Below are 18095 nucleotides of genomic sequence, written 5' to 3'. Positions count from 1 at the left end.
AATGGCAGACGATAAACTGGTCGAAAGCTGGTTCGTGCTTACCCGCGAAACCATGCCCGCTCTCGCACGGGAGCGCGAATGGCCGGTGCGGTTCGACCATTGTTTCCAGCGCATCCTGCTCGACAACGCAGTCGGCGCGAAGTGGCGCGACCAGATAGCATCGCCGGCCTACCGAAACGCCAGCGACGCTCAGCTTAAACGGGCCATCGCGCTTGGCGAGGCGGCGGTTGCGGATGAAGAAGACCTCGCCGAACTCAACCGCCGCAGTCTCGCCTGGCGCGGCAAGCTCTAATTGGTGCCAACCGTTTGTGGCGGCAAAGCGCCATCCGCGGCCGCGTTTGCATCCGAGCCGCCATCATCGGCAATCAGCCCGCGTGCTTTTAACATCGGCGTCACGTCGGGCTCGCGGCCCGCGAACGTGCGATACATGTCGAAATAGTCCTGCGTGCCGCCGCGGCTCAACACCGTGGCGCGATAATGGTCGCCGTTTTCGCGTGTAAGCCCGCCGTTCTCGGCAAACCATTCACGACTGTCTCGGTCCAGCATCTCGGTCCAGAGATAGGAATAATAGCCGCTGCTATAGCCCGCCGGGTTGGAGAAGATGTGGTTGAAATACGGGCTACGATAGCGTGGCGGCACCAATGCGACTTCCAGTCCCAACTCGCTCAGGGCCTTTGCCTCGAAAGCCGATACCTTTTCAGGCGTGTCGATCGCGCGGGCCTGTGCCGGAGTAAGCGCATGCCATTTCATGTCGAGCAGGGCGGCTTCGACCACTTCCCCCAAGGCGTAGCCCTGGTTGAAGGTCGCAGCTTCCTCGATCTTGGCGATGAGTTCCGCCGGGATAGTCTCGCCAGTTTCGTGATGCTTGGCGTAGTTCGCGAGGATCGCAGGATCAGTCGCCCACATCTCGTTCACCTGGCTGGGATATTCCACGAAATCGCGCGCCGTCGCGGTGCCTGACAGGCTGGCATATCGCTGGTCTGCGAAGAACCCGTGCAGCGCGTGGCCGAATTCGTGAAACAACGTGCCGACATTGTCGAAGCTGACCAGCTGCGGTTCGCCATCGGCTGCCTTCGGAATGTTCAGTACATTGTAGATTACGGGTTTCGTACCTAGCAGTTTGGACTGATCCACGAAATTGCTCATCCAGGCTCCGCCGCGCTTGTTGTCACGCTGGAACGGATCGAAATAGAACAGGCCGAGCTCGCTGCCGTCGCGGTCGAACACTGTGTAAGTGGTCACTGTCGGGTGGTAGACCGGAAGATCGGTGCGCTTTTCGAAATTCAGGCCGTACAGTTTGTTAGCGGCATAAAATACGCCGTCTTCCAGCACGTTGGTCAATTCGAAATAGGGTTTTACCGCGTTTTCATCGAGATCGTAACGGGCCTTCCGAACCTATTCGGCATAGCGCGACCAATCCCAAGGCTTCACCTCGTAATCGCCGCCATCGGCCTTGATCTGCTCGTTCAGAAGCGCGGCCTCGCGCCGCTGCGTCGCGGCGAGTGCGGGGACCATCTGCGTCATGAAGTCGAGCGCAGTTTTCGGCGTTTTCGCCATGCGGTCATACATGACGTAGCTGGCCCAGTCCGGTTTGCCGAACAATGCCGCCTTTTCTGCACGAAGCGCGGCAATTTCGGCGATAGCGGAACGGGTATCGCCCGGGCCCCCACGATCCGCGCGGTTGTAGCTGGCACGGAACAATTTTTCCCGCGTAGCGCGGTTTTCCAGTTCTGCGAGCAGCGGCTGCTGCGTCGTATTTTGCAGCGCAATCAGATATTTACCGTCCATCCCACGTTCTGCAGCGGCTTTGGCCGCCTTGTCGATTTGCGCATCGCTCAACCCTGCAAGTTCGGCGCGGGTATCGACGACGAGCGCGCTATCCTTGGTAGCCTCAGCAAGCTTTTGCGAAAATTCGGTCGTCATCACGGACAGGCGCGTGTTGATCGCCTTGACCTTTTCCTTCGCGGGCCCATCCAGCTGCGCGCCGGCCTGAACCATGTCCTTGTAGGTTTCTTCCAGCAGCACCGCGTCTTCCGGGGTCATCGCCATCGCGGCGCGATTGTCGTACACCGCCTTCACCCGGGCAAACAGGACCGGATCAAGGATAATGCCGTCGTAATGCGCGGACAGTTTGGGGCTGATATCCGCATCGATCGCGTCAAGCGTATCGTTGGTGTTTGCGCCAGTCAGCGCGAAGAACACGGTACCGACCCGGCCGAGCATGGCGCCGGACTGTTCAAGCGCAACGATGGTGTTGGCGAATGTCGGTGCAGCCTTGTTATTCTTGATCAGGGCGATTTCCTGAGCGTGAATGTCCATCGCCTGTGCAAAGGCAGGGGCAAAATCATCATCGGAAAGCTGCGTGAAATCAGGAGCGTGGAAGGGAAGCTGCGAACGGTCGGCAAAATAGCCGGTGCCACTGCTTACCTGCGACAGGTCGAGCACCGGGGCCATGTCCATGGTGCCGTCGGCAGGCATATTGACCGGGTCGGTCCCTACGGTGGCGCAACCGGTCAATAGCGAACCGGCGGCCGTGGCCATCATCAGACGTGTCTTCAACAAATTCTCTCTCCTGCAAAACATTGCCGCTACGCTGTGCGTAGCCGGTGTAGTATCGTTTTAAACCATTTTCTTGAACGCAGCATGGCCCGGTGCGATATGACGCTGCGCAGTCGGCCCACCCGAAGATGGAGCCGATTAGCTGTCCGGACGTATCGGAACGCTCTGTCCGGCATTGTCATCGACCTTGCGTTTCGCGGCCTGCGCTGCCTCCCCCAAGGCCTGACGATTGACGGTTACCAGCTTCGGCCGCGCGCCCGGTTCCGGGACACTCAACCAGATCGAACCGAGTTCGAAAAAGGCGCCTTGCTCCTTCGCGACTGCCATATCGGATAATTCCAAACGCCGCAGAACACCTAACGTTTCCTCATCGAAAACCTCGTCGAAAGCTTCTTCGATCCGCTGCGGATCGGTCAGCTCGCGCCGGTTGCCCTCTGCGTCGATGAACAACAGGGGGATCCCAATCTCACGCAGGATACGGGCTTTGTCACCCGATTGTGCGGCTGCACGGATCGCTGCCAGTGCCGCTTCGAACTGGCTCGGGCTGGTGCCGGTGGCGCATGAGATCGCCCCCCCATTGGCGGTGTCGTTGCTACGGTCGAAGTCCTCGTCACGGTCGGCCTGGGCATCCCAAACGACGACCAGACAATCCTCGACCTCGCGCGCCTGTTCGAGATTGGTAGCTAAGCTTTCGCGCGCCGATCCGGGTTTTGTTGCTTCTGACTGGTGGTCGTCACGTTCTGCAAAGATGCCGCAGCCGGCCAGAAGAAGCGCCGGAATTAGGACACCGAATTCACGCCACTTCGCGCGGGTTCTCATAATTTGCGTCCATAAAAATAGCGGTGCGACGCTCACTGCGATTGACCAGTCCGTTTGCCTTCGACCCGCCGGCGTGGTGATAGTCGAGTTCAGCGGCAATACCGGCATAATCGCCCGATGCGATAGCAGTATTCAGCTTGGGGCTTTTTCGCTCCGACACGTTGCCTTCACCGACATTATATACAAGGTCGAGCAGCGCGTCGAATTCATGCTGGAAGAGTGGCAGATCGCCAGCGAGACGCTGGGTGGCAGCCTCCGCCGCCTTTAGGTCCTGTTCTAGGAAATCCAGGATTTGGTCGTAGCTGACACGGTCACCGACGCGTAAATTATCGGCCTTCGTAACCAGGTGACCTACTCCGACAGTGGGGTAGCCAGCGACATCGCGGTAAACCGTTTCCCGAACGCCTTCTTCTTCGATCAGCGCTTCCTTAAAGGCTTCGCTGGCTCGTAATTCACTTGCATCTACACGCGTTTCTTCCAGCTGATCATAATACGCTACCTGGCGTTCGATCGTGGTAACCTGCATCGGCTGAACATATTGCGCAGCGGTCGACATGCCCATCGCGCCGGCCGACACCAGCAGGGTGGCCTTGCGTCGTTTCGACATGCGTCGCGGCATCGATGCTTTGGGTGCCAGACGCCGCTGCATCCGGTTCTGGCGACGGCGTTCACGCATTGTCTTGATGAGCGCCCTGGCACGGTCCCGGCGGCGGGAAAAAGCCTGCCTCGTGCTGAACCGTTTCGGTTTTACGGTCTTGTTGACCATGTGCTATTGCCCCAAATCATTGTTTCTCGAATAACCGCTATAAAAAGCATGGTTTTCCTGTTTCTTACCTACCCAACGGTCGCCAGCCCAATTCGGTCCACGCTTCACCGGCTCGCGTTAACGGTTGGTAGTAAAACTCGTCTTCAATCGCCGCTTGCCTTGGGTTCGGTCGAGTTTCCAGGTCGCACGAGGCCGGGTCAGCCTCGCCCAGCTTTCATTGCAGGGTTGGCTTATGGGGTCCACGATACAAGTTACGGTTGGCAATCGAATATGCGCACACCACATGCAGCTTTCGGCATTATTCGATGGTTCAGGAACCGGCATGGGCGTCATCCGTCGCGTGTGCACGAAGGCATATCAGGATCAGCCCCGACCCTTCGACAACAGAACTTGATCCCCAAACCTTGACCTCAGCGAACACATCAGGAACACGCGCGACCTATGGCTTTGACAAAAATCTCCGTACGCGGTGCGCGCGAGCATAACCTCAAGGGTATCAACATCGATCTGCCGCGCGATGCGCTGATCGTGATTACCGGCCTGTCAGGCAGCGGAAAGAGTTCGCTCGCTTTCGACACCATCTATGCCGAAGGGCAGCGGCGTTACGTCGAAAGCCTGTCCGCCTACGCGCGCCAGTTCCTCGAAATGATGCAGAAGCCCGATGTGGAGCATATCGACGGGCTGTCGCCTGCGATTTCCATCGAGCAGAAAACCACGAGCCGCAACCCGCGATCCACTGTGGCAACTGTGACCGAAATTTACGACTACATGCGGCTGTTATGGGCGCGCGTCGGGGTGCCGTATTCACCCGCGACCGGCCTGCCGATCGAAGCACAAACGGTCAGCAACATGGTCGACCGTGTGATGGAACTGCCTGAAGGCACGCGGCTGTATCTGCTTGCTCCGGTGATCCGCGGGCGTAAGGGCGAATATCGCCGCGAATTGGCCGAATGGCAGAAGGCCGGCTTTACCCGCGTACGCATCGACGGCGAGATTTACCCGATTGAGGAAAGCCCCAAGCTCGACAAGAAGCTGAAGCACGATGTGGAAGTCGTGGTCGACCGGCTGGCAGTGAAGGAAGGGCTGGAAACACGCCTCGCCGACAGTTTCGAACAGGCTTTGCGGCTGGCAGACGGGCTGGCCTATGTCGATCTGGCCGACGGCGTGGTGCCGGGACGCGAGGGCGAGGAGGATACCGGCGACAAGATGAAAGGCACCGGCGTGCCGGCCAACCGCATCGTCTTTTCCGAACGCTTCTCCTGCCCGGTATCCGGCTTCACCATCGAGGAGATCGAGCCGCGCCTGTTCTCCTTCAACGCCCCGCAAGGCGCCTGCCCCACATGCGACGGGCTGGGCGAGAAACAGCTGTTCGATCCGCAGCTGATCGTCCCCAACGAAATGCTCAGCCTGAAGAAGGGCGCGGTGGTGCCGTGGGCCAAGTCCAACCCGCCCAGCCCCTATTACATGCAGGTGCTCGGCAGTCTGGCGAAGGAATACGGCTTCGACCTCACGACGCCGTGGCAGGACCTGGCCGAGGAAAGCCGCACGGTTATCCTCCACGGCACGAAGGGCAAGCGCGTCCCGCTCACCTTCAAGGACGGGCGAAAACAATACACTGTGAACAAGGCGTTCGAGGGTGTGGTCGGCAATTTGAACCGCCGCCTGCTGCAAACCGAAAGCGCCTGGATGCGCGAGGAGCTGGCCAAGTTCCAGACCGCGCAGCCTTGCGAAACCTGCGGCGGTGCACGGCTGAACGAGAAGGCGCGCGCGGTGAAGGTCGCGCACACCGACATCAGCGAACCCACCCGCATGTCCGTGTCCGACGCGAAGGAGTTCTTCCTCACCCTCGACGCGCAGCTCGGCCCGCAGCAGCAGCAGATCGCCAAGGCCATCCTGAAGGAAATCAACGAACGGCTGGGCTTCCTCGACAATGTCGGACTCGACTACCTCAATCTCGACCGGACCAGCGGCACGCTGAGCGGCGGGGAAAGCCAGCGCATTCGCCTCGCCAGCCAGATCGGCAGCGGGCTTTCGGGCGTCTTGTATGTGCTCGACGAACCCAGCATCGGCCTGCACCAGCGCGACAACGACCGCCTCCTTGAAACGCTGAAACGCCTGCGCGACCTCGGCAACACGGTGATCGTGGTCGAGCATGACGAGGATGCCATCCGCCAGGCCGACCACGTGGTCGATATCGGGCCGGGCGCGGGCGTGCGCGGGGGCGAGATCGTGGCGCAAGGCACGCTGAAGCAAGTGCTAAAATCGAAAAAATCGCTCACCGCCGATTACCTCACCGGGCGGCGCAGGATCGAGATCCCGGCCAAGCGTCGCAAGGGCAATGGTAAGAAACTGACGGTGCACGGCGCGCGCGCCAACAATCTGCAGAACGTGACCGCCTCCATCCCGCTCGGCACCTTTACCTGCGTTACGGGGGTCTCGGGCAGCGGCAAGTCCAGCTTCACCATCGACACACTGTATGCCAGCGCGGCCCGCACGCTGAACGGCGCGCGGGTGATCGCCGGCGCGCATGACAAGGTCACGGGGCTGGAACATTGCGACAAGGTGATCGAGATCGACCAGTCGCCCATCGGCCGCACGCCGCGTTCGAACCCCGCGACATATACCGGCGCCTTCACCCAGATCCGCGACTGGTTCGCCGGCCTGCCGGAATCCAAGGCGCGCGGGTACAAGCCCGGCCGGTTCAGCTTCAACGTGAAGGGCGGCCGGTGCGAGGCGTGCCAAGGCGACGGCCTGATCAAGATCGAGATGCACTTCCTGCCCGACGTCTATGTGACGTGCGAGGAATGCGGCGGCAAACGCTACAACCGCGAGACGCTGGAAGTGAAGTTCAAGGGCCTCTCCATCGCCGACGTGCTGGACATGACGGTCGAGGATGCGGAAGGCTTCTTCAAGGCCGTCCCCCCCATCCGCGACAAGATGGCAATGCTGAACGAGGTGGGGCTGGGCTACGTCAAGGTGGGCCAGCAGGCGACCACGCTGTCAGGCGGGGAGGCGCAGCGAGTGAAGCTCGCAAAGGAACTGTCCAAACGCAGCACCGGCCAGACCCTCTACATCCTCGACGAGCCGACCACCGGCCTGCATTTCGAGGACGTCCGCAAACTGCTCGAAGTGCTGCACCGGCTGGTGGAGCAGGGCAATTCGGTCATTGTCATTGAGCACAACCTCGATGTGATAAAAACGGCAGATCATATTCTCGACCTCGGCCCCGGAGGCGGGGTCAGGGGCGGGGAGATCGTCGCCGAGGGCACGCCTGAGAAAATCGTCAAGGAGAAGCGCAGCTACACCGGCCAGTATCTCGGCCCGCTACTGACCCGCCAGGCGGAAACGGCTGCATGACGATGGCCCCTGTCCTGACCTTGTCGGAAGCGCAGCTGACCGAAGGTCAACGATGGTGATCGAGCATAATCTCGATGTGATCAAGACTGCCGACCACGTGCTGGACCTCGGCCCCGGCGGCGGCGTGCGCGGGGGTGAGGTAGTGGCGCAGGGGACGCCGGAAAAAGTATCGAAGGTGGAAGGGAGCTATACCGGGGGGTATCTGATCCCGATGCTGGAGCGGGCGAAGGCGACGGCGTATTAAGGACCGGGTTTTCTTTGCTTTTAGATAAATTATAAAACGAAAGATTTTTAGTAAAATCGTTTTGATGAAGCACAGGTGATTTTCGTTTATGACTAACACTTACAGCTTGTATAAGCCGCTTCGAAACCACCTTCGCCAATTTAATATGTATAGTGGTCTGGAGGCGGCTTACAGCTTTATGCAGTTCTTGGACTATAACAGGCCACTTCCAGATAAATTGCGTATCAATCGCCTTTTTACCAAGTCACACGCCATGAAATATGGAATTGTTCAGTGGGAGTTTGAGACGCTTATCCGTGAGATAATCTTAAATAGTCCAGAGCAAGGAGGCAAAGAGTTCAAAAATTGGAGTGACGTAGCAAAAGCAATAAATTTGATAAAGCGGACAGAGAACGATATTTACGGTGCTCATGACGGCCCAGATGACGATGTTCTTTTTGAGCTTATCAGAATAGCGCACCGACAATTTCCTTGGCAAACAGGTATAAATCAAGAGCATGTCGCACGTTACCACTGGCTTTATCGTCAGGTGGGCTTGATTACGGCAGTCCGCGATACATTTGGAATGTCGGTAACTGAACTATTTCAGATATCTGTAGCGCTGTCGGGCCATTTCACCAATAGCCCAGTCATGAACGTTCCAGTGTCAAATAGTTTGAATTCCGTGTCGAACTTACAAATGAACAATTACATTAATGAGCTTAGCTATACTATAGCTACGCTTCGAGAAAAGTATAAAGAGCTTGAATCGCACAATGTAAATTGGGCTTACACGTTCAATCCTCTTAGAGGTCATCCACTTATAAGGCTATCAGATAGCAAAATCTTCTGCCCCATTACAAATTTTCTTTTACGTAGAATTACCAGCGGGCTCTATTTCGACATTATAAAATTAGGAGATACTGGTTCAAAATTTCTTGGTCCAGCAGTTCAGGGCCTAATCGGAAAGGTTGCGCATACCGCTGGTCGCGAGAATTTACGAGTACTTCCTGAGCAAAAGTATGGCGCTAAAAAAAGTCGAAAGGACTCTATAGATTGGATTGTATCAGACGAAACAGGCCACCTTTTTGTAGAAGCTAAAGCGGCACAGATAAGGTTTCGAGGCATAAGTGATCTGATGGATCGCGAGCAAATTCGTAAAGAGTTTGATCGAATTAGAGGTTTCGCGCTGCAAGCTTATCAAACTTTGTCCGATGCGTTATGCGGTCGATATTCTCATTGGCAACCGGATGGTAAAGATGTATTTCTGACCGTCGTTACATTGGAAGACTGGCAATCTTTCGGTGTACATGTTGAGCGAGAGGTTTTGGAGCCTTTAGCGCGTGACCTGCAACGAGTTGGCGTTGATCCAAAACTTCCTAATAAAATACCTATGACATTCTGTCCCGTGGCAGATTTTGAAGCCGCATTGTATGTTGCTAACAAAAAGACGATAGCAGAAATCTTTCAACGAAAGTCTGAAGGAGAATACCCGCAATGGTCCCTAGCTAATTTCATATACAGTGAGTTCGGCAGTGAACTTCAAGAATTTACTCCTGTAACATTTTCCGCGGAATGGGATCGATTAACAAATCAATCGACCTAGTCGGAAAAGAATGTTTCTCTTATCAACTACCACTTCTGGCTACAGGCACATTTCATTAATATGTCCGATGCTCGACCGCAGAAGCACAAGTGAGTCTAGCTACTGTCCAACCTTTGAACACGCGTCAACTCCTCCGCTAATTCGTGCGCGAAATCTTCCGAGCACCAGCCCGAACAGGGCAAGCCCGCCCGTTTGTTGTGCTACAATAGGCGACTGGGAGCAGTATAGTTCAGGCTCTGCCCGAATCGAAAACCCGTCGGCCGGTGACAGATGTGGCCCGCTCGGCAGGGAAATAACTGTACCCAGGCATAATCCTCCCCAACAGGCTCGGCTAACCCGCGCGACCGGCTTGGTTCTCGGGTGGCCGCAGATGTTCGATTAAGTATTCTTCCAGCGATGGGGCTTGGTGAGCCTGCTCGACGGGTATGGTATGAAGGGTTCTTGGCTCTCCCGCCCAAGATGCAGAGCCGGTACGACCAAGTTTTGCCGGTTTATTGATGCCCCACCTGAAATAAGTGTCGACCCGCCTTCCAATAGTGCTTCCGCACGATGCCTTGCCAATATAGAGCAATATCCCGTCCTGGTCGAAAAATGCGTAGCACCCTGGTTTCGCGGCGTAGGGAAATGACATAGTTTGCCAATGCTCATACAGGAGATACGGCTCGCTGATTGGGCATCCGTCCATGTTATACCGTGCGCAGTATTCGGTTACTGTGTCCGTCAATCGGCCCAAAGTCGCCATCGAATCACCCCTGTCCTACACGCCCCGCACACATTACCGCACCCGGTTCCCCTCCGCACACGCACAGGTGAACCGCGATGCCGTCCAGCGACTCCTCTTCCGCCCGATCCTCCGACAACGCTTCTGCCGACCCGTCCGCTCGGGGTGGGCGGGGGTCGCCCAAGCATCCCGGCTCCGCGCGCAAGGCGCGCCATAATGAGTGGACGCGAGCGAAGATGGTGGCGTTTTTGCGGGAGCTGGCGGCGTGTCAGTCGGTGAAGGAGGCGGCGCGTAGCGTGGGCATGTCCCGGCAGTCCGCTTACAAGCTTCGCAACCGGCTGGAGGGCACGCCCTTTGCCCTTGGGTGGGAGGTCGCGCTGGAGGCGGGGTTGCAGCAGCTGGCCCATGCGGTGCTGGACCGCGCGGTGAACGGGGTGGAAGTGCCGGATTACTATCACGGCGAGCAGGTCGGGTCGCACCGCCATTACGACGAGCGACTGGCCACCTGGATCCTCGACAACCCGGCGCGCATCGGCCGCCACCCCATCGCGCGCGAATATTCGGGCGAGGCGCTGGACCGGCTGCTCGAACGGATCGAATTCGCCTCGCTCGACTGGGAAGACGGCGAGCCCTTGCCCGGACGCGTGGTCGATCTGGGTGCGGATGGCAGCGAGGCCGAACGCGGCGAGCGGCGCTTCCTCACCGAAACGAGCTGGTACGCTGCCGCCATGCGCGAACAGGCTGCCGGCGGATCGCGCTCGGGCAGGCGTTAAGTGTCGCGGCGGCGCAACAATATTTTATTTGTGGGTCTGGCTGGACGAGGGGCTGGGGGAGCGGTCGGGGGTACCGCTAACGCGCCTGGACTGCGGATTTGGCTGAACCATCGGCGGGGTGACACGGCATGAGCCGCGTGTCGCTTGTGTCACCCTCGGCTTTGAAAACGCCCGGAGCGTAAACCGATTGGCAGAGGGCCGGTATCAGTCGAGGATATCCATTTCCACGCTGCCATGGCCCCGGCTGATAATGCCGATCTTCTTCGCCGCGGCCTTGCTCAGGTCGATGGTGCGGCCCCGGATGAACGGCCCGCGATCGTTGATGCGGACGGTCACTTCCTTGCCATTGGCCGGGTTGATCACCCGCACCTTGGTACCGAAGGGCAGGGTTTTGTGGGCCGCGGTCATGGCGTTCATGTCGAACCGCTCGCCATTGGCGGTGCGGCGGCCATGGAACTTGCGGCCGTAATAGGATGCATGGCCGCTCATCGTGGCGCTGGGAGAGGGGGTGGGGGCCTCGACCTCGATAGGCGGCTCGATCGCGGTGATATCGACCGCGCCCGGCGGCGTTTTGAAATTGCGTGTCGGGTTCGGGATGGCGCGGAATTCGGCCGTGAAGTCCGACTGTTCGGGAAGGGGCTGGACCACCGGCACCGACGTTCCCGTCTCGGCCAGCGCAGGGGCGTTGGCGATGGCAGGCAGAGCGATCGCAGCGGCCAGGAAGGCGAAGCTGTGACGCTTGCGAGGGCGTGCTGCAGCGATGGCTGCGACGAACGGAGTGCGGATGTTTTCCATGGCCCGCTTGTACAGGACCAAGATTGCCGGAGGGAGTGGACGACAGTCGGGCTGCCTTGTTCCAGTCACAATCCGTCGCGGGCAATATGCTTAACGGAGGAAAAGGTTCCGATTTTTGTCACTCGGTTCGTCGCAAACTGGCGGCAAAGGAATCGGGGGCGGGTGTTCCGTTAGGTTTCAGGTCCCCCGGCGCTTCGCCAATAGCCGCAGCCGCAGGGCGTTGAGTTTGATGAAGCCCTCGGCGTCCTTCTGGTCGTAAGCCCCGGCATCGTCCTCGAACGTGACGTGCGCCTCGGAATACAGGGATTTGGGAGACTTGCGCCCGACCACATCCGCGCGGCCCTTGTACAGTTTGAGGCGGACCGTGCCGGTGACATCCTGCTGGCTATGGTCGATCGCCGCCTGCAGCATCTCGCGTTCCGGGCTGAACCACAGGCCGTTATAGACCAGCTCGGCATAGCGCGGCATCAGCTCGTCTTTCAGATGCGCGGCGCCGCGATCCAGCGTGAGCTGTTCGATACCGCGATGCGCCTGGGCGTAGATTTCACCGCCAGGCGTCTCGTACATGCCGCGGCTCTTCATGCCGACGAAGCGGTTTTCTACGAGGTCGAGCCGGCCGATCCCGTGCTTGCGGCCAAGGTCGTTCAACGCGGCGAGCAATGTGGCAGGGCTCATCGCCTCGCCATTCAGCGCGGTACCGTCGCCGGTTTCGAAATCGATGGTGATGTATTCGGGCGTATCCGGCGCGTCTTCGGGATTGGCGGTGCGGGAGTAGACGTAGTCCGGCGTTTCCTCCCACGGATCCTCCAGCACCTTGCCTTCGGAGGAGGTGTGCAGGAGGTTGGCATCGGTGGAGAAAGGGCTTTCGCCGCGCTTGTCCTTCGGCACGGCGATCTGGTGCTCTTCCGCCCAGGCAATGAGCGCGGTGCGGCTGGTAAGGTCCCATTCGCGCCACGGTGCAATTACCGCAATGTCGGGGGCAAGGGCGTAGGCGCTAAGTTCGAAGCGAACCTGGTCGTTGCCCTTGCCCGTGGCACCGTGCGCAATGGCATCTGCATTTGTCTTGCGGGCAATATCGACCAACCGCTTGGAAATAAGGGGGCGGGCGATGGACGTTCCGAGCAGATAGTCCCCTTCGTACCGGGCGTTGGCGCGCATCATCGGGAAAACGAAATCGCGCACGAATTCCTCGCGCAGGTCCTCGATAAAGATATGCTTGTCGGGAATGCCCATGGCGCGGGCTTTCTCGCGCGCAGGTTCGATTTCGTCGCCCTGACCGAGATCGGCGGTGAACGTGACTACTTCCAGCCCGCGTTCCACTTCCAGCCACTTGGCGATGACACTGGTATCAAGGCCGCCAGAATAGGCGAGAACGACGCGTTTGATATCGGACATGCGGGCAAAGCTCCGGAAGAGGTGGCAGACAAGAAGGCTTGGCCGGTATCAAAGGCTGCTGAAGTAGGCAAACAGGCTTGGCTATGGCGGGGCAAAGCTATCCGGCGCCGCACTTCATTCCCGGGTGGCCGGTCAGATACCTGCGTACCATTGATAACCAGCGCGATCTTCCCAATAGCCACCTTTGCCGCCAGCGATATCGTCCAGGCTGGCGACGGCATCTATAGCGGTAAGGTATTTAGCGTGTTTGTAGCCAAGTTGCCGCTCAATCCGCATCCGCAGCGGCGCGCCATTGCGGATGGGGAGGGGGTCGCCATTGAGGGCGTGGGCAACGATGGTTTGCGGGTGGAAGGCATCCATCATGTCGACGCTTTCGTAATAGTCCTGCCCGTTGAGGTTATCGGCGCAGCGGAACACGATGTACTTTGCTTCCTCGCGCAAGCCAGCGGCATCCAGCAGGACAGAGAGCTGGGGGCCGGTCCATTCACCGATTGCGCTCCAGCCTTCGACGCAATCGTGGCGAGTGATCTGGGTGCGCTGTGGCAGGCGCCGTATGTTGTCGAGCGAGAGCGACAGCGGTTTGTCGACCAGCCCGCGTACTTCCAGCCGCCAGTCGGCGAAATTCGCTGCCGCTTGAGCGGGATAGTTGCCGTTTTGCGGGTCGGTCGAGCCATTGCCGCGAAAGAAGGGCGAGACGTCCGCCCGGTTATATTCTTTTGCCAGGGCATGTCTGCCCGTCAGCGTGCGGTGGGCCGCCTGGTGCCATTTCTGCGCGGCTGTCAGTACGGATGAACCGGCATTACTATCTGCAATTTTGGAACATGCCCCGAGGAACAGCGCCGACATGCCGGCCAGTACGGATCTGCGGTGCATATGTTGCGGGGTGGATGGTGGCGAGTGATCGGGCCGATCTTGATGGGAAGCGCGCGTCATCTGAGAACTCCCGTAATCATCGAACGGATTTGCCGGATCGGTCCGGACAGGAGGACGAGCGCGACGTGCAACACGAAGAACGCGAACAATGCCCAGCTGGTTATGAAATGGATCGATCGCACGCTCTGGCGTCCGCCCATCGCATCGATCATCCAGCTGAACGAAGGTTCAAGGCCCGGGCTGATACCCATACCTGTAAACACCAGCAGGGGCAGAATAACACCGAGGACCAGCCCGTAAGTTACTTTCTGCAGAAAATTGTATTTGCCGACGCCGGAATCGAAATTGAGCCGCAGATGCTGCACGATGTCGTTCCGGACGTTCGGCCAGCGCCATTCCTTGCGCGATGTGGCAATATCGCGGGAGAAATGACGGTTCACCAGCATGGCAAGCCACATGAATAAGAGGGCGACCCCAAAAATCCACGCGCCCAACAGATGCCAGTCGCGTGCCTCTGCCAGACTGTAGTGGCCAGGTATCGTCGCCCAGCCGGGAAAGCGCGGTACGGCAAGCCAAGCCTGCTCCGGCGAGAAGCCCCAGTCACCCCAATAGAGATAACGATGCGCGTTGGAGATGTTGAGGCCGGACATGAACAACATGACCACAGCAAACAGGTTTACCCAATGCCAGATGCGGGTGGAGACCCGATGACGTTTCGCAGGCGTAACCGCGACTGAGGGTTCCGCCGTGATTGTGGGTTCTTCGTCTCGCAAAGGCGTGTCGATCGTCGTTCCCGTCATGTCGAAGTTCCATCCTGCCGGGCAAGATAGATAACGTCGCGATCCTGTTGCAGCAAATGTTGCCCGCTATCGACAAACAGCGTTTCACCATTGGCAAGCCAACCATCGGCAAGGAACACCGCTGCTGCTGCGACCTCGCTTGGACCGGTTTTACGCTGAAGCAGGTTCATACGATGGGATTTTTCGGTTTCGGCAGGAGTTTGATCGTGGCTTGGCAGGATGGCGCCGGGGGCCAAGCCGTAGACTCGGTCGTGCGGACCGCATGCGCCTTTCGCCAGCATCGCAATAGTCGCTGATAAAGCGTGTTTCGACATAGTGTAGCTGAAAAAATCGGGGTTTGAATTCGCCAGCTTCTGGTCAGTCAAGTGTATAACGCGCCGCCCCGCAGCCGACTTCGCTGCCGTAAGGAACGTCTGCGCCATCAGGGCCGGAGTGGCAGCGTTGATCTGCATGGCTTCCTGGTTCGTTTCCGGATCGAGCGCGGTTACAGCGTCGGCAGCAAAGATACCTGCATTGTTTACCAGCACCCGCCAATCTGGAAGTGTATCGGCCAATTGCCGAACCATAGCCGCTGCTGCCTCGGCATCGAGCAGATCGCAGCCGATGGTCTGCGCACTGGGAAGGGTGGCAGCCAGCGCGTCAGCTTCCGTGTGGCTGCGATTATAATGGATGACGACATGATAACCGGCATCGGCGAAAGCACGCGATATTGCGGCTCCAATCCGCTTGGCACCGCCGGTGACGAGGGCCGTTGGTAAGGTCACCAGAGTGCGATATCGGAATTGTCGGCGATCATGATCCGTTCAAAGCAGAAAGGGTGCCTCAGGGAAAGAAAGATACGCCGCGTTACAGTTCTTAGGCTTCTGCCTCCAGGGCAGCTTCGCGGTCCCGCTCGGCCCGCGTTTTCTTTGCCGCTGAAGTCTTCAGTTGTCCGCAAGCCGCATCGATATCCCGTCCGCGAGGGGTCCGTATCGGGGCGCTGATCCCGGCATCGAACACTATGGCCGAGAACTTGCGAATGCGGTCCGGGTCGGAACATTCGTAATTCGCGCCCGGCCACGGGTTGAAGGGGATCAGGTTCACCTTGGCCGGCAGTTCGTATTTGTGAATCAGCCGCACGAGCTCGCGCGCATCCTCGTCGCTGTCGTTCTTGCCTTTCAGCATGACGTATTCGAACGTTATCCGCCGGGCGTTGGAGCTGGCGGGGTAGTCTTTGCAAGCTGCCAACAGCTCGTCGATGCCATATTTACGGTTGAGCGGGACGATTTCGTCACGAACTTCCTTGGTTACAGCGTGCAGACTGACAGCCAGATTTACGCCGATTTCTTCGCCGCACCGTTCCATCATCGGCACTACGCCACTGGTAGAAAGGGTGATCCGGCGTTTCGACAGCGCCAAACCTTCGCCATCCATCACCATGTGCAACGCATCGCGCACATGATCGAAATTATACAGCGGCTCGCCCATGCCCATCATTACGATATTCGTAAGGAGACGCCCGTCTGCGGAATAGCCCGTGTTTTCGTCCTCATCGTCGTCGATCGCAGGCGCGGCAACCGGCGCTTTGGGTGCGCCACCCTGCGGCCACTCTCCCAGCGCGTCGCGTGCCAGCATGACCTGACCGAGGATTTCACCCGGCGTCAGGTTGCGGACCAGTCTCATGGTGCCAGTATGGCAGAATGTGCAGTTCAGCGTGCAGCCGACCTGGCTCGATACGCACAAGGTTCCGCGTACGTCGTCCGGAATGAAGACCATTTCGAAATCATGGCCATCTTCGGTTTGCAGCAGCCATTTGCGCGTGCCATCCGTGCTGTGCTGAGCCTCCACAACTTTAGGGCGCCCGATAACGAAGCGCTCCGCCAGCCATGGGCGCATCGTTTTGGCGATGTCGGTCATATCGGCGAAATCGGTCACGCCGCGGTGGTATAGCCAGTGGTAAACCTGCTTGGCCCGCAGCTTGGCCTGCTTCGCTTCAAGCCCGGCTTCGGCCAGCAACTCGCGAATACGCGCTTTGGGAAGGCCAATCAGGTCAAGCCGCCCATCATCGCGCGGCGTTATGCCGCGCGGAACCGCAACCGGATCAACCTGCCCGGGGATCGTCATCAATGCTGTGTCAGCCATACCGGTTGTATAAGAGGTTAGAGAGGTTTGGGAAAGCGTTCCCTATGATCGCAAGGCCGGGGAAATCCGTTATTTGTCGTTCATAGATTGGAAAGCTTTAGCAACTTGTCGATTGGAGAGTGCAGTTCGTCCTTAATTCTGTCACTAAAATACAACAGATATTTTGTTGTTTTAGGTTCATGAAACCGAGCAGTAAAAGCATGGTTATGAATGTCGACGCGGCCAATTTCGGTGCGCGACGAATACAGGATACAGATAATGAAAAAGAGTCTCGCACTCATCATCTCGGCGTCCACACTCGGCCTGGCAGTCCCTGCCGCAGCGCAGGATACCGACTCCACTTTCACCGGGCCACGCGTTGAGGGGATCGTGGGTTACGACGTCTCGCGTGCAGGCAGTTCCATCGACGACGAGTTCAACGAAGATAACGATCAGTCCATCGAAGGTCTGCTCTATGGTGTTGCTGTTGGTTACGACTTTGCTGCCGGCGGCGCTCTGATCGGTGTTGAAGGTGAATATTCGCGTTCTACCGCTGATGTCGACGTTGAAGACGGCGACGTCGAAAACTTCGGTCTGGGCAACGTAGACACGGGCCGTGACCTTTATGTCGGCCTGCGTGCTGGCGTGCTGGCGGGCGAGAGCGCGCTTGTGTACGTGAAGGGTGGTTATACCAACACCAAGTACAATCTGCGTTCAGCGACCGGCACGACCGAGTTCGTTACCGATCTCGATGCCGATGGTTACCGTCTTGGTGCCGGCGCGGAATATGCGATGTCGGAAAACAGCTTCATCAAGCTGGAGTACCGCTATTCGAACTACAGCGAAGGTGAAATCGACTTCCCGGATGATTTCCCCGATAGCGACCGGATCGACCTTGACACCGACCGTCATCAGGTCGTCGTGGGTTACGGCTTCCGGTTTTAATTCGGAACTGAAACAACGAGGCGGGCTGGAGCATTGCTCCGGCCCGTTTTGTATCTAGCGCCGGGCGCAGGCGACAGTTGCTGCGTCCATCGCGGTCGCCGCGCCGGACAGATCGTAAATATCGCTGAAGCGCCGCCCATTAGCGCGTGTGCCCCGCACCGTCATGCGACTTGCGGATCGCATCGCCGCCACGATGGCAGCGTCGCCGGACCGGTTCTGCGCCCAGGCATTCGCACCGTTGGCGCTGAGCGCGATAGTCTTATCGCTAACAGACAAAGTAACTTTGCCATTCGCGGCTACATCGTGTGACAGCCTGAAATACACCTGCCCACGAATTTTACGCGTGGGCCAGTTTCCAACAGA

At 58.4% G+C, this 18095-nt stretch carries 15 protein-coding genes and 1 pseudogene; 6 read left to right on the top strand and 10 right to left on the bottom strand.

What is annotated here, in order from left to right; translation table 11 throughout:
- Nucleotide 1: 1 nt before the first annotated feature.
- Nucleotides 2-292 (top strand): GCN5-related N-acetyltransferase, encoded by a 291-nt coding sequence (locus HME9302_RS07115; protein WP_115366438.1) that lies wholly within the window; start codon nt 2-4, stop codon nt 290-292.
- Here the strand turns inward: HME9302_RS07115 and HME9302_RS07110 are convergent.
- From HME9302_RS07110 to HME9302_RS07100, 3 genes and pseudogenes are all read right to left on the bottom strand, one after another.
- Nucleotides 289-1923, bottom strand: a pseudogene (locus HME9302_RS07110) (M3 family metallopeptidase). The gene HME9302_RS07115 and the pseudogene HME9302_RS07110 sit on opposite strands and share 4 nt — an antisense overlap.
- Nucleotides 1924-2697: 774 nt before the next feature.
- Nucleotides 2698-3378, bottom strand: a complete 681-nt coding sequence (locus HME9302_RS13270) for a hypothetical protein (protein ID WP_181815708.1) — start codon at nt 3376-3378, stop codon at nt 2698-2700.
- Nucleotides 3353-4144: a lysozyme gene (locus HME9302_RS07100; protein ID WP_230079911.1), complete on the bottom strand. Its 792-nt coding sequence runs from the start codon at nt 4142-4144 to the stop codon at nt 3353-3355. The genes HME9302_RS13270 and HME9302_RS07100 overlap by 26 nt, the downstream gene beginning before the upstream one ends.
- Before the next feature lie 441 nt (nt 4145-4585).
- On the opposite strand from HME9302_RS07100, the gene uvrA reads away from it, so the two are divergent.
- The 4 genes from uvrA to HME9302_RS07080 all read left to right on the top strand — a co-directional run bounded on the left by uvrA (nt 4586) and on the right by HME9302_RS07080 (nt 10824).
- Entirely contained in the window at nt 4586-7501 is a 2916-nt protein-coding gene (gene uvrA, locus HME9302_RS07095) for an excinuclease ABC subunit UvrA (RefSeq protein WP_115366437.1), read from the top strand.
- A 52-nt stretch (nt 7502-7553) separates the two neighbouring features.
- Complete coding sequence (locus HME9302_RS07090; RefSeq protein WP_115366436.1) at nt 7554-7745, top strand: excinuclease ABC subunit A; 192 nt, start codon at nt 7554-7556, stop codon at nt 7743-7745.
- Between the two features lie 88 nt (nt 7746-7833).
- Entirely contained in the window at nt 7834-9330 is a 1497-nt protein-coding gene (locus tag HME9302_RS13130; RefSeq protein ID WP_147270785.1) for a hypothetical protein, read from the top strand.
- Between the two features lie 819 nt (nt 9331-10149).
- On the top strand, nt 10150-10824 hold the full coding sequence (locus HME9302_RS07080; RefSeq protein WP_147270784.1) for a hypothetical protein: 675 nt from the start codon (nt 10150-10152) through the stop codon (nt 10822-10824).
- 204 nt (nt 10825-11028) lie between these two features.
- Here HME9302_RS07080 and HME9302_RS13430 read toward each other — a convergent pair whose 3' ends face one another.
- The 6 genes from HME9302_RS13430 to rlmN form a co-directional block, all read right to left on the bottom strand.
- Nucleotides 11029-11619 (bottom strand): septal ring lytic transglycosylase RlpA family protein, encoded by a 591-nt coding sequence (locus HME9302_RS13430; RefSeq protein ID WP_230079910.1) that lies wholly within the window; start codon nt 11617-11619, stop codon nt 11029-11031.
- 177 nt (nt 11620-11796) lie between these two features.
- On the bottom strand, nt 11797-13014 hold the full coding sequence (locus tag HME9302_RS07070) for an argininosuccinate synthase (RefSeq protein ID WP_115366433.1): 1218 nt from the start codon (nt 13012-13014) through the stop codon (nt 11797-11799).
- A 132-nt stretch (nt 13015-13146) separates the two neighbouring features.
- On the bottom strand, nt 13147-13887 hold the full coding sequence (locus HME9302_RS07065) for a molybdopterin-dependent oxidoreductase (RefSeq protein ID WP_115367560.1): 741 nt from the start codon (nt 13885-13887) through the stop codon (nt 13147-13149).
- Nucleotides 13888-13943: 56 nt separating this feature from the next.
- Entirely contained in the window at nt 13944-14687 is a 744-nt protein-coding gene (locus HME9302_RS07060) for a cytochrome b/b6 domain-containing protein (RefSeq protein WP_115366432.1), read from the bottom strand.
- Complete coding sequence (locus HME9302_RS07055) at nt 14684-15454, bottom strand: SDR family oxidoreductase (protein ID WP_115366431.1); 771 nt, start codon at nt 15452-15454, stop codon at nt 14684-14686. Before HME9302_RS07055 ends, HME9302_RS07060 begins: the two co-directional genes overlap by 4 nt.
- 88 nt (nt 15455-15542) lie before the next feature.
- A complete protein-coding gene (gene rlmN / locus HME9302_RS07050; protein WP_115366430.1) occupies nt 15543-16808 on the bottom strand; it encodes a 23S rRNA (adenine(2503)-C(2))-methyltransferase RlmN in 1266 nt (421 codons plus the stop codon).
- A 258-nt stretch (nt 16809-17066) separates the two neighbouring features.
- On the opposite strand from rlmN, the gene HME9302_RS07045 reads away from it, so the two are divergent.
- Complete coding sequence (locus HME9302_RS07045; protein WP_115366429.1) at nt 17067-17732, top strand: outer membrane protein; 666 nt, start codon at nt 17067-17069, stop codon at nt 17730-17732.
- A 54-nt stretch (nt 17733-17786) separates the two neighbouring features.
- Here the strand turns inward: HME9302_RS07045 and HME9302_RS13560 are convergent, their stop codons facing one another.
- Complete coding sequence (locus HME9302_RS13560) at nt 17787-18008, bottom strand: invasion associated locus B family protein (protein WP_326833157.1); 222 nt, start codon at nt 18006-18008, stop codon at nt 17787-17789.
- Between the last annotated feature and the right edge of the window lie 87 nt (nt 18009-18095).

Origin of the sequence: Alteripontixanthobacter maritimus, from assembly GCF_003340475.1 — a bacterium.
In the GTDB taxonomy this organism is placed as follows: domain Bacteria; phylum Pseudomonadota; class Alphaproteobacteria; order Sphingomonadales; family Sphingomonadaceae; genus Alteripontixanthobacter; species Alteripontixanthobacter maritimus.
This window is presented reverse-complemented; position numbering and strand designations above follow the sequence as displayed.

Bases quoted from the DNA above. Each gene is read 5' to 3' on its own strand.
- HME9302_RS13270 (WP_181815708.1), bottom strand. From the start codon at position 3,378: ATGAGAACCCGCGCGAAGTGGCGTGAATTCGGTGTCCTAATTCCGGCG.
- HME9302_RS07045 (WP_115366429.1), top strand. From the start codon at position 17,067: ATGAAAAAGAGTCTCGCACTCATCATCTCGGCGTCCACACTCGGCCTG.
- HME9302_RS07100 (WP_230079911.1), bottom strand. From the start codon at position 4,144: ATGGTCAACAAGACCGTAAAACCGAAACGGTTCAGCACGAGGCAGGCT.
- HME9302_RS07115 (WP_115366438.1), top strand. From the start codon at position 2: ATGGCAGACGATAAACTGGTCGAAAGCTGGTTCGTGCTTACCCGCGAA.
- HME9302_RS13430 (WP_230079910.1), bottom strand. From the start codon at position 11,619: ATGGAAAACATCCGCACTCCGTTCGTCGCAGCCATCGCTGCAGCACGC.
- rlmN (WP_115366430.1), bottom strand. From the start codon at position 16,808: ATGGCTGACACAGCATTGATGACGATCCCCGGGCAGGTTGATCCGGTT.
- HME9302_RS07065 (WP_115367560.1), bottom strand. From the start codon at position 13,887: ATGCACCGCAGATCCGTACTGGCCGGCATGTCGGCGCTGTTCCTCGGG.
- HME9302_RS07070 (WP_115366433.1), bottom strand. From the start codon at position 13,014: ATGTCCGATATCAAACGCGTCGTTCTCGCCTATTCTGGCGGCCTTGAT.
- HME9302_RS07090 (WP_115366436.1), top strand. From the start codon at position 7,554: ATGGTGATCGAGCATAATCTCGATGTGATCAAGACTGCCGACCACGTG.
- HME9302_RS07080 (WP_147270784.1), top strand. From the start codon at position 10,150: ATGCCGTCCAGCGACTCCTCTTCCGCCCGATCCTCCGACAACGCTTCT.
- HME9302_RS13130 (WP_147270785.1), top strand. From the start codon at position 7,834: ATGACTAACACTTACAGCTTGTATAAGCCGCTTCGAAACCACCTTCGC.
- uvrA (WP_115366437.1), top strand. From the start codon at position 4,586: ATGGCTTTGACAAAAATCTCCGTACGCGGTGCGCGCGAGCATAACCTC.
- HME9302_RS07060 (WP_115366432.1), bottom strand. From the start codon at position 14,687: ATGACGGGAACGACGATCGACACGCCTTTGCGAGACGAAGAACCCACA.